We start from the raw sequence: 11,194 nt of genomic DNA, 5'->3' as shown, positions 1-11,194 counted from the left end.
AACTGGGACCACGGTCCCACCTCCTACTTGCGTGTCAGAACTCATCCTTCAACCCCGCCTGGAATATCGATTCCACACGCCGGATTTAACTGGGACCATGGTCCCACTCTATTCAGCTGTTTCTATCACAATACAGATTTTGAGATTGTTACTGTGATTCCTGTATTAGGTGCGTAAGAAGATTATGTTCGTTTTGTTCCCTGGTGCTTCCTCGCTCACTCGCGGGCTTCGCCCTGTCGTTCGGCTGCGGCGAGCACTACTGGCTCTCTCAGAAAAGCAGAATTTATCTGATCCTCGCAACGGGAATATCTTTCCAGCGGGTGGTGTACGCAGGGGAGAGCATATCGCGTTTCATTTGCCATGATGGCGCTATCCCTCGCCCGGCAAACCAGATCTGTCCCAGACCGGAATGATTAATGCCATCGAGAACCTTCATCAGCTCAGAGCTGTGAGGACGTGGCGGACGTTCGTCGAACAGCTGCAGCTGCGAAACGCCGGAGCCGGTGAAGTCATTCAGCATCACACCGGCTTTGGCATACAGGTGCCCATCCTTCCAGATACGCTCCAGAGCCGTTGTGGCGGCCGCAATAATGTCCCGGGTGTCCTGAGTGGGTGTAAGCAGTTTCTCCGTGGCCACGTTGCCGTAGTAAGGCTCTTTAACGGCGAACGGAGACGTTTTGATGAAAACGGAAATATGCCGGCAGTACTGGCGCTCTTTCCGCAGCTTTTCAGAGGCCCGCTCTGCGTACTGACAGACAGCCTGGCGGAGCGAATCGTACTCCGTGATTTTCTCTCCAAAGCTGCGGCTGCAGACGATCTGCTGTTTCGTCGGTGGTGCTTCCTCAAGCGACATGCAGCTTTCCCCGTTCAGTTCGCGTACTGTTCGCTCGAGAACGACGGAGAAATTTTTGCGTATAAAGGCCGGGTTCGTCAGGGCCAGATCGAGCGCGGTCCTGATACCCAGTACATTAAGTTTGCGTGCAATACGGTTTCCCACGCCCCAGATCTCTTCGACCGGCTGCAGTGAAAGCAGTTTCCGCGTTCGCTGAGGATTCCCCCTGGTCAGGGCGAGCACACCACGAAACTGTTTCCACTCCTTTGAGGCCCACTGGGCTGATTTTGCCAGGGTTTTCGTCGGCCCGGCACCCACGCCGATGGTCAGACGGGTACAGTCATACACGTGCTGGCGCAGCTGCCGGCCGAAGTCCTCCAGGTCCATGCAGTGCTCAACGCCGGTCAGGTCGAGGAACATCTCGTCAATCGAATACTGTTCCACCCTTGGGGCCAGCTCCTCCAGGCAGCTCATCACGCGCGCTGACATCGAGGCATAAAGTTCATAGTTGCTTGAGAACGCGTATATTTTTTCCGGATACGTTTCGTTTTTCATCTGAAACCACGGCGTGCCCATTTTGATCCAGGGCTTTGCCTCGGCACTTCTTGCGATAACGCAGCCATCGTTATTACTGAGCACCACAACCGGCTTTCCTTTCAAATCCGGGCGGAAAACACGTTCGCAGCTGGCATAAAAGCTGTTCACATCGGCCAGGGCAAACATCAGTACATCTCCCTCGGGCGGTGGATGATGTGCGTGACGACGCCAAAGATATCCAGATCGTCCGGGTCGGGATAAATCGGCGGCCAGGCGGCGTTCATTGGCTGCAGCGTCAGTCGTGGCGTCAGCAGAAGCCGTTTAACCGTAAACTCCCCCTGCACACTGGCCACAACAATATCGCCGTGCCGGGGCTTCTCTGCACTGTCCACAACCAGCAGATCGCCATTGTAAAGGCTGCCGTCGGACATACTGTCACCGCTGGCACGGAGATAGTAAGTCGCGCTCGGGTGCCGTATGCAGTAATCATGGAGATCCAGGTCATCGGGTAGGAACAGGCCATTGCTGACCCATCCCCCCCTAAGAACCGTACGTGAGAGTTTCCCCTCATACGGCTCAGGCCTCTCAAAGCCCACTTGCGCGAGCCGGTTTCGCTACCTTCAGGTTAAGGGCATGGATCTGCCTGTGGCATACGGGATGCACAAGGCACAGGTTGCTGTTGTCGTCAGTACCGCCATCGACACGACGGATAATATGGTGAACATGCCATCCGGTTTCGGGCGTGATCAGCTCCTGACATAACCTGCATCGTCGCTGCTGACTCTGCCAGAGCGTGACGATCCTTTTCTTCCCGCTGAGTGACAGCAGCATCTTTCGGGACATCCTCTCCTCAAAGTATGCTTCCCATTCAGGAGCGAACGGGTTTGCCCCCAGCCTCAGCATTGTATGGCGTGTGATGCGGGTGTCGGTGGCTTTCCGCAGAGACTTTAGAACCGGTTTTCCATCCGGATAGTACTCGCCTGTAGGCGTTGCAAATACCCAGTTACGGTTACCCACCTGATGGAAGTAACGGTTTTTGATCCAGCGTTTACCTTTCTGAGGATGCCGCCGCCTGCACCAGCGCCACAACGCCAGCCAGATTTCATGGTCCACGCGGGCAAATGCAGCTTTTGCAACGTTGTGCCGGTGAAAATCTGCCCAGCCCTGAATGATCGGGTTCAGCTTTTTAATAAGCTTCTCCTGCGTCAGTGCCGGGTTCTCTCTCACTGTTGCGCGGGCTTTTTCCAGTAAGCGACTGACGTTTATACCGGACGGGCGTATCAGCAGCTTACCGCTGAATTTGCGCAGATTATGGCCTAGAAAATCGAAACCCTGATCAATACGTGTAACCCGCGTTTTTGTGGGGGAGAGCGTCAGACCACGCTCGAGCATGAACCTCTCCACCACAGGCATGACCTCATTTTCCAGCAACTCCTTCGAGCGGCCGGTTATGATGAAGTCATCAGCGTAACGCACATAATTGACCTTGAGTTTTATTTCAAGATTCCGCGCATACCGCGGACGACCAAAGTGGGACTTTAGCCTTGCTTCAAGCCCGTCGAGTGCAAGGTTTGCCAGCACCGGGGAAATAATTCCACCCTGTGGCGTACCTGCTTCGGTGGGAAAAAGCTGACGCCCTTCCATGTATCCTGCCTTGAGCCATCTGCTCAGTATTACCCTGTCGATCGGTATGTTTTCCATCAGCCACTCATGGCTGATGTTGTCAAAACATCCCTGAATATCCCCCTCCAGCACCCACTCTGGCGCGTGTTTCTTCGACAGCATGATAAAGCACTGTTCAATTGCATCAGCTACGGAACGCTGTGGCCTGAAGCCAAAGGAGCGCTGATCGGCTGTGGTCTCCGCAACGGGTGAAAGTGCCATCATGTAGAGTGCCTGCATGGTTCTGTCACGCATCGACGGAATGCCGAGCGGACGGCTTTTGCCGTCTGCTTTGGGGATAAGGAGACGCTTCAGAGGAAGGGGACGGTATCCCCGCCGCTGTAGCGACTTAATGGCCTGAAATCTGGCCGCCGGGGTGGTCCATAATTTGCCGTCCACGCCCGGCGTATGCCTGCCCTTATTTTCGGTAACCCGTCTGACGGCAAGAGCCTTACCGCTGAACGAGTGGGTCAACAGCCACTGCAGGGCTTTAACCCTGCCGAACCTGCCTTCCCGCGTTGCCTTTACGATACGTGCCTGCAGCCTTCGCACTTCCCGGTGGCACTGAGCCCAGTCAATGCTGTGCCATGCCTCCGGTTCGTGAGAGGGGGCACCCGCGCCTGTTGCTGACGTAGTCATCTGCTGTTCCCTCAAAGAAAGTTTCTCAGGTTATCCCGTAAAGAAAGACCCGGTGGAAGTCTGCCCGCTTTCGCGTGAGGTGATGTCGCACTTGAGCTCAACCTCTGTCTGCCCGGTTACAGGGCAGCATTCGCTTTCTCCACCATCTCATACCCGCACCGCCAACAGTGCCTCTTGCGATTTACCTGCCCCTGAGGGCAGCGATACGGGCTTACCATGTTCCACCTGAATAACGAGATGGGTTAGACCCTGCCTGTTCACCGACGGCCATTATGTCCGTGTGCCTCAAGAATCGAAGTGAAGCAACCGACCGCATACCTTTTGGTTCAGGCCTGACAGCATCTTTGGCCTGTTCTATGTAACGATGTTTATCAGCAGTTCACTTATGTTGGTCATACCATCCAGCCTGGCGCCGCATCCGCACGATGCTTGCAGATGTTACCTGTCCTCACGGACTCGGCTAGGTACGCAGACCCGGCTTCGTTGTCCCGGCAGCTTCACACCAGAGCGTTACCGCTCCCGCATGTACCGGTAGGCTACTGATGACGGAACATCAGGTTCCTCTCTGATTTCTCAGCGGAACAATTATTCAGGCGACTTCACGTCGCACGGACTCGACATAGTCAGCGGCAGGGCTCGGAAAACCGCAGCTGGCCAGGTCTGCAAACAACGGATGGGCCTGTGGCGGGAGTGCTTTCCCGGTGCTGAAAAGCTGCAGTTTCATCTTTCCTCCTGACGTCTAAATATACTGGATATGCATACAGTATATTTAACAGCGTGAGGATAATCCAGATCACCTGCTTCATGAACAGGGTGAGTAACCTAAGTTACTCAAAATGCTATTTAATATCATTATGGGACATTTAAATTACTCATGATGAGAAGCATGGCTTTTATTTTGCCATTTTGCTCTTATAATATGTATCAAATTGAGTTTAATTGACGGAGCATAATGATGAATATTTACTGCGATGATGGTTCAACTAATGTTAAGCTGGCATGGTTTGAAGGAAACGAGCTGCAGACCCGGGTTTCAGCTAACTCCTTCCGGCATGGCTGGAAAGTGGCGGAATTCAGTGCCGCAACGTTCAACTATCAGGTGGGCACGCTGAAATACACCTGGGACAGCGTCAGCCGGGATGCCATCCCGACAACAAACGTGGAATACCAGTACGGTGATCTCAACCTGCTGGCCGTGCATCATGCCCTGCTGAACAGCGGACTTGAGCCGCAGCCGGTGAGCCTGACCGTGACGCTGCCCCTGAGCGAGTATTATGACGGGGACTGCCAGCGGAACGAGGAGAACATCCGACGCAAACGAGAAAACCTGATGCGTGAGCTGGTTCTGAATAAGGGCAGGGCATTTACCGTAACGGACGTGAAGGTGATGCCTGAATCACTGCCGGCGGCGTTCTCCCGTCTCGCGGAGCTGAAGCCCGGACCCGCTGAGACCACCCTGATTATCGATCTCGGCGGAACCACGCTCGATGCCGGCGTGATTGTCGGACAGTTTGATGATATCAGTGCGGTACACGGCAATCCGTCTGTCGGCGTGTCACAGGTCACCCGCGCAGCTGCAGGCGCGCTGCGGGCTGCAGACAGCGAAACCAGCGCGCTTATTGCTGACACGGTCATCCGCAACCGCAATGATCGTCAGTATCTGCAGCGAGTGATCAACGATGCCGGAAAAATTGACGATGTTCTGAACAAAATTACAGAGGCAATCACTTCCCTGGGCGCGCGTGTCACCAGTGAGCTGACGGTCTTCAGGAGCGTTAACCGGGTATTCCTGGTCGGGGGAGGGGCATCCCTCATTGAAGAGGCTATCCGTCAGGCCTGGCCTCTGGCTCCTGACCGTATCGAGGTTATCGGCGATCCGCAGCTGGCGCTGGCCAGAGAGATTGCCCTTTACAATAAAGAGGACTAAACGTGCCGGACGGCCAGTATTCTTTCTATCTGCACAGCGACGATCGCACCGACATCACGGCGATGGCGACCATCAGCACCATCTCACAGCCCCTGCGCGGTGACTTCATCCGGACCGCCGCCACCGCCGGGGCGGTGATGTACCAGACGGATGCCCGTTTACCGGCGCTGATCCCGGTGTTCTTTGACGGACATCTGAGTGCCATCCGGCTTTGTGCCGTGATGGCCCTGGTATCCGGCACCTGGTCTTCACTCTCAGGACTTCCTGATGAGCCTGATGGTGGCGTGGCTGCTCTGGCCATGTCACCGGAGACGGAATACCAGCGCCGGCGTTACACCCTGACGCTTCAGGATGACCGGAGCAGTGAACGGGTTGAGCGTGTGCTGACGGGCGTGTCATCCCGCCTGCGCGGAGAGCTGCTGAGAAACCTGATTATCACCGGTCTGGCCCTGCATACGACCGCACCGGAGCTGCCGCGTCTGCTGGCCAGTATGCCGGTACCGCCCGGCACGGTCAGCGAGCTGCAGGTTCTGGTTCAGCAGATGGCTGGTACGGCTGACGTGAGTATGGCTGCAGTGCCGGAGAAACCAGCGGAGCCTGCCGCACCGGTATCCGCTGAAGCGACCAGCATAAAGAAAAATATGCGCCGGGCATTCGGAGACTAGAGCATGTCAGTGATTAAACAAAAAGCAGTGCAGTGCATTCATAACTTTCTGCGCGCCCGGAACGTGCCTGAATCTCAGTGGCCGGAACGGGTCAAAAAGACCGGCAGGGGAATGATACTGGCAGGCGTGGCCGTCGTGGTTCCTGGCGTTCTGGTTGATAACATCTCACTGCCGGTGACAATCGCGATGCAGGTCTGCTATGCCTCACTGATCGGCCTCGGGGTTCTCTTGGCGTTTGACAAGAAAAAACCAGAGGGGCGGGGATGAATATGAACATTAACCTGAAGGAAACAGTATGCTGCTTGAAGAACTGACAGGAGACGAACGTACGCTGGTCGTTGTGGCACTGCAGGCGTTGTTCCGCGAGAGATTATCCGCATCAAATGCCGTCTTTACGGTATGTAGCCTGTCCGGAAAAGAGCAGCCGCCGGAAGATATTTTTGGGCTGCGTGAAGTAGAGGATGCGCTGAGACGTATTGGTGCAGCTCCTGCGCGTTAAATCCGGTCCCGTACACTTCAGAAAAAAACGGCAGGGTGACATCTCATCCCTGCCGTCAAAACTAAACGCTTAATTTTTCGGCGATTATAATGTATTGTTTTGTGATGTAAATCACATTTTAATTTAATGTGAAATTTTTCCTCCGCTTTACATCTCCCGTAAAAAATTACCCGCCGTGCCTTCACGCTAACCCGGCCGCTGCGGTCGCAAGGGTTCACGTTGTCTCCGTCCTCACCCGTTCGCGCCCTGCACGGTGCATTCAGCCCGTGAAGGGCTTGCGCTGCGGCTTCGGCGTCGCCCTGGCGTCCTCCGCTTTACGCCGTGTTTTTGTGGCGGCACGGCGCAAGAGGGTGCCGGATGCTGAGGACACAACCATGTTCAGACTGACCTGTATTGAACTCGATAACGGCGAGTTTGCCGTCTATATCAATCACCATTACCTGGGGAGTGAAGATGCCAGCGGAGAGCGACTTTCTCTGGGGGAGGTTCTGGAGCAGCTCTCCCTGCTGCCGGGCGTGGAATTACAGACCCTGCTGGAACCCGTACCGGAGTGCGATGACTGGTGCTGGAACGACATCGCTGATCGCGTCCTGCCGTCGCGTCCTGCATGTCGTGATGATGTGACGGTGGCAGGGCTCATCGCCAGGCTGAAGCAGTACCCACCGGATGCACTGTGTATGGGGACGTTCTGGCTGGAAGATGATTTTCTGTCCCTCGATGGCAGTCTGTCGGAGGAGGAAATTGCAGAAGCCATGCGTATCTGCGACCACAGCCACGATGCAGGCATCGGTTTTAACTGGGACACGCTGCAGTTCGCTATCGACCACGTGAAGGGGCGCTAAAAAAAAAGGACACCTTCCGGGGAGGGGTGTCCTGAAATGTGTCATATTCGTTGTAAGTGAAAACCCATCAGATGTTTTCGGCACAGATAATTGCACAATCGCTGCCTTTTTTCACCTGCCATATATCCGACTCAAAAAAAAGACGTCTCCGGTTGGGGACGTCCTGAAATCAAAGGCACACATGTCAGATAACGGCGCGAATCCATTATCAGTGTGCATTCTGCCATACACTCACGGACTCATCAGCTACCAGAACCGGTACCGAAGGATGTCGGTTCCCTCCGCCTTATTGCCGCCAGCCGGCGGCGTGTTCAACGCCGTGCCTTCACGCTAACCCGGCCGCTGCGGTCGCAAGGGTTCACGTTGTCTCCGTCCTCACCCGTTCGCACCTTTCACGGTGCATTCAGCCCGTGAAAGGCTTGCGCTGCGGCTTGCGGCGTCGCCCCTGCGCCCTCCGCTTTTCGCCGGGTTTTTGTGGCGGCACGGCGCAAGAGGGTGCCGCATATCAGAGAGGAGTGTGTCTATGTCCCGTTTTATTCTGGGTGACTGCGTGCAGGTGATGTCCCGTTTTCCGGCGCGTGCCGTCGATTTTATTCTTACCGACCCACCGTACCTGGTTGGCTATAAGGACCGTACCGGCCGCACCCTGGCCGGGGACAACTCTTCCGAATGGCTCCAGCCCGCCTGTCATGAAATGTACCGCGTGCTGAAAAATGACAGCCTCATGGTGAGTTTCTATGCCTGGAACCGCGCGGATCTGTTTCTGAATGCGTGGAAAACGGCCGGTTTCAGGGTGGTTGGCCATATCGTCTTTGCCAAGAGCTACGCCTCAAAATCGACGTTCGTGGGTTACACCCATGAGAGTGCCTACCTGCTGGCAAAGGGAAGGCCGCAAACCCCGGACCGTCCCATCCCGGACGTGATCCCCTGGAAATACACGGGCAACCGACATCACCCGACGGAGAAGCCGGTGCAGAGCCTGCGGCCGCTGATTGAATCGCTCACGCGTCCGGGGGCTATTGTCCTTGACCCGTTCGCCGGCAGCGGCTCCACCTGCGTGGCCGCCGCCGAAGCCAGCCGCCGCTATATCGGGATCGAGATGCTTGAGCAGTACCACGCCGCCGGCGTTCGACGTCTGGCACAGGTTGAACGGGCAAGAAGGATGCCGGCGGCCAATGACGGCGCGTTTTACCCCGACTATCCGGAGGCGGCATGAACTACCCGGGCCTTGAAAACCTGCGCGCGGACGTGGCCGCGCTCAGCAATGCCATGTGTGACGTGCGGATGCTGCTGAACCGCCTCGAATCGCAGCACCGGCACGACGCGGCAACGCTTACCGAACGTATGGCTGCGCAGACTCTGCGCCGGATCAACACCCTGCTTCTTGAAGCCTACCGCGAAGCCCTGGTGCTGGACGAAACCTTTCAGGACTGACTGACCCTGCCGGGCTGATGCCCGGTCTGTAACCCCTTACAAGAGAGAACAAACGATGTACGGAACCCGCGAAGAACTTTGTGTACAGCTTGAAAACATGTTCACGTTTGACGAACCCCTGGTCCTGCTGGTCTGGACGGAAGAGGGGATTAGCGTGGCCTGCCGTGAAGCCCAGCCAGAACCGGACGGGGCTGAAATCCGGAATCTGATGAAGGCGATCGGCGAAATGAAAATGACGCAATACCGCCAGGAGGGGGTAAATAATCTGACTGTCAGCGATCTCCTGGCCCGTCAGCGGGAAGCGGCAAACCGTCAGGTGAGTGTTCCGGCGGTACTCCTGCCCCGCGTCCTGCGTAACTATGAATGTGAGCTGGAAAACCGGATCGGTATGGCCTGGGAAGCCGGGCGGCAGGAGCCTGAATCCGTCAGGAATGAGCTGAAGGACGTTCACGCCTTACAGGAGACGCTGGCCGCGTAAGGGAAAGAGCCGGGGTAACGCCCCGGCAACCGGTGGACATCCACAGCGAAAAGGATGTCAGTGCCTTCCGCTTCTATCCGCCGCTGCCCTCCGGGCCACGTCGGGACAATGAAACTCCCCTGAAGCTCCGTGCGGTGACGGCATGCGCCGTGACTTCACTGTAGCCCGGCCGCATCGGCCACAAGGGTTCGCTGACGCCTCCGTCCTCACCCGTTCGCACCCTTCACGGTGCATTCAGCCCGTGAAGGCTTTGCGCTGCGGCTTGCGGCGTCGCCCCTGTGTCCTCCGCTTTTCGCCGGTCTGTCGTGTCGTCACGGCGATGCCGGAACCGAGAATATGTTAACCGTGGAGGATCTATGAACCAGACCGTGACCTGTGATGCTGTTCGTCTTGAGGGTGCGCAGCGCCTGACTTTCCTGCCTGATTTGTTTGGCGGCGATTTTATGACGTCCGAGGCATCCGTGTACGCCTATGCCCAGCGTTACTGCCCTGAGTATCAGGGGGGATTCTGGCAGTTTTACCGGCTGCCGGAAGGTGGCGGATATATGGCGCCTGACGTGGAGAGCCTGACCCTGTGCAATCCGGACAACTGGTTTGAGCAGACTGTCAGCGGGGAAGTGGCGGGGATCATTCTCACGGCGCTGGTACTGAATCACCGGAGCTGGCACCACAGCAACCATGACCATGAAGAGCTGTGCCGCCACTTCTGCCGTCGCTATGAGCAGCTTATGGCATTTGCTGATACCCATCCTGAAAGCGCCACGATCTGGCGTGCCCTTGACTGACTGACCACGGGCGGCGATGCCGCCCGACTAAAGGAGAAAACATGATTGGTACAGCAAAAGAGATCGCTATCGAAATGCTGCGTGATGACGATAATGACGGCGAGAAATTTGTATTCGCCAGCTGGAGCCGGAACGATATTCGCGGTCTCTGCATTGACTGGGATCTCAGTGATGAAGAGATCGACGTGGTGATGGAAAGACTGGAGGCAGAGCTGTATCCCTCCGGATGTGTCCCTCTCATCTACAACATTGTTGAGATGATGGTGGAAGAAAAACGGAAACACCGTAATGTCACCATTCCGGCTGCGGCGCTTGCGGTGGTGATGCAGCTTGCAGGGAAGGAAATGGAGCGTATCGCTATATGCGCGGAGGATGGAGGCGGATCAGCGGCAGAAACCCTGAAAGAAGAAAATGAAGTCATGTTGCGCCTGCGCGCTGCACTCAATGCCTGACTGAGAAACCGGAGGCATTGCCTCCGGAAACTGAAAAAAGGAGAACACCATGCAACTGTCACCGGAAACCCGCAGCATCCTGCGCCAGTATAAAACGCTCATCAACGAGCGACGTCGTGAATCATGACTCAGCCCCGTAACCACAGCGAAAGTGCTGGATGAGATCTGCGAATCCGCTACCCGCCAGTGCGCCGTCTATCTTTGCGGCCACTTCATTCTCCAGGGCGGTCAGGGGGATGGAAAGTAAATAATCCGGGCGGGGCATAGGCGCCGCCTGTTCGCGCGCGAAAACCCAGTCATCCCTTCGGGCTGACGGGGCGGCAAGGCCAGCGCCTGCGGCGCTGCCCCCTCCCGCCCCTGGTTTAAGTCAGGAGAAATGCAGAGGAATGGCATTGTGGGGGCAAATTGTCACGGATACGGTCCTGCGTGGCGTGGCGTGGCG

Annotated in this window: 13 protein-coding genes and 2 pseudogenes; 11 read left to right on the top strand and 4 right to left on the bottom strand. The window is 56.4% G+C overall.

The window, feature by feature from the left end; translation table 11 throughout:
• Positions 1 to 283 precede the first annotated feature (283 nt).
• The 4 genes and pseudogenes from IPZ49_RS13165 to IPZ49_RS13150 all read right to left on the bottom strand — a co-directional run.
• Positions 284 to 1,555, bottom strand: a complete 1,272-nt coding sequence (locus tag IPZ49_RS13165; RefSeq protein ID WP_015572056.1) for a Y-family DNA polymerase — start codon at positions 1,553 to 1,555, stop codon at positions 284 to 286.
• Complete coding sequence (gene umuD, locus IPZ49_RS13160) at positions 1,555 to 1,887, bottom strand: translesion error-prone DNA polymerase V autoproteolytic subunit (RefSeq protein WP_074174315.1); 333 nt, start codon at positions 1,885 to 1,887, stop codon at positions 1,555 to 1,557. Before umuD ends, IPZ49_RS13165 begins: the two co-directional genes overlap by 1 nt.
• Before the next feature lie 67 nt (positions 1,888 to 1,954).
• Positions 1,955 to 3,670: a group II intron reverse transcriptase/maturase gene (ltrA, locus tag IPZ49_RS13155; RefSeq protein WP_063932880.1), complete on the bottom strand. Its 1,716-nt coding sequence runs from the start codon at positions 3,668 to 3,670 to the stop codon at positions 1,955 to 1,957.
• Between the two features lie 610 nt (positions 3,671 to 4,280).
• Positions 4,281 to 4,394 (bottom strand): annotated as a pseudogene (locus IPZ49_RS13150) (peptidase); the annotation flags it as partial.
• Positions 4,395 to 4,625: 231 nt separating this feature from the next.
• Here IPZ49_RS13150 and parM point away from each other — a divergent pair.
• The 11 genes and pseudogenes from parM (at position 4,626) to IPZ49_RS23190 (ending at position 10,999) form a co-directional block, all read left to right on the top strand.
• Complete coding sequence (parM, locus tag IPZ49_RS13145) at positions 4,626 to 5,597, top strand: plasmid segregation protein ParM domain-containing protein (protein WP_023327692.1); 972 nt, start codon at positions 4,626 to 4,628, stop codon at positions 5,595 to 5,597.
• 2 nt (positions 5,598 to 5,599) lie between these two features.
• On the top strand, positions 5,600 to 6,262 hold the full coding sequence (locus IPZ49_RS13140) for a plasmid partitioning/stability family protein (protein WP_032664819.1): 663 nt from the start codon (positions 5,600 to 5,602) through the stop codon (positions 6,260 to 6,262).
• A gap of 3 nt (positions 6,263 to 6,265) precedes the next feature.
• Entirely contained in the window at positions 6,266 to 6,529 is a 264-nt protein-coding gene (locus IPZ49_RS13135) for a hypothetical protein (protein WP_015572058.1), read from the top strand.
• A gap of 28 nt (positions 6,530 to 6,557) precedes the next feature.
• Positions 6,558 to 6,761 (top strand): hypothetical protein, encoded by a 204-nt coding sequence (locus IPZ49_RS13130; RefSeq protein ID WP_015572059.1) that lies wholly within the window; start codon positions 6,558 to 6,560, stop codon positions 6,759 to 6,761.
• 374 nt (positions 6,762 to 7,135) lie between these two features.
• Positions 7,136 to 7,603: a hypothetical protein gene (locus IPZ49_RS13125; RefSeq protein ID WP_023327694.1), complete on the top strand. Its 468-nt coding sequence runs from the start codon at positions 7,136 to 7,138 to the stop codon at positions 7,601 to 7,603.
• Between the two features lie 523 nt (positions 7,604 to 8,126).
• Entirely contained in the window at positions 8,127 to 8,819 is a 693-nt protein-coding gene (locus tag IPZ49_RS13120) for a DNA methylase (protein WP_008502212.1), read from the top strand.
• A complete protein-coding gene (locus IPZ49_RS13115) occupies positions 8,816 to 9,037 on the top strand; it encodes a hypothetical protein (protein ID WP_008502213.1) in 222 nt (73 codons plus the stop codon). The genes IPZ49_RS13120 and IPZ49_RS13115 overlap by 4 nt, the downstream gene beginning before the upstream one ends.
• Positions 9,038 to 9,092: 55 nt before the next feature.
• Positions 9,093 to 9,515 carry a DUF1380 family protein gene (locus IPZ49_RS13110; protein ID WP_015572060.1) on the top strand — a complete coding sequence of 141 codons (423 nt, stop codon included), beginning with the start codon at positions 9,093 to 9,095 and terminating at the stop codon, positions 9,513 to 9,515.
• A 356-nt stretch (positions 9,516 to 9,871) separates the two neighbouring features.
• Complete coding sequence (locus IPZ49_RS13105; RefSeq protein WP_008502215.1) at positions 9,872 to 10,300, top strand: antirestriction protein; 429 nt, start codon at positions 9,872 to 9,874, stop codon at positions 10,298 to 10,300.
• 41 nt (positions 10,301 to 10,341) lie between these two features.
• Entirely contained in the window at positions 10,342 to 10,752 is a 411-nt protein-coding gene (locus IPZ49_RS13100) for a DUF1380 family protein (RefSeq protein ID WP_015572061.1), read from the top strand.
• Positions 10,753 to 10,801: 49 nt separating this feature from the next.
• Positions 10,802 to 10,999 (top strand): annotated as a pseudogene (locus tag IPZ49_RS23190) (hypothetical protein).
• Positions 11,000 to 11,194: the final 195 nt, after the last annotated feature.

This window comes from Enterobacter cloacae complex sp. S2 (assembly GCF_015159675.1).
GTDB classification, from domain to species: Bacteria; Pseudomonadota; Gammaproteobacteria; order Enterobacterales; family Enterobacteriaceae; genus Enterobacter; species Enterobacter intestinihominis.
The sequence above is the reverse complement of the archived record's forward strand: the minus strand, read 5'-3'. Positions and strand labels throughout refer to the sequence as shown.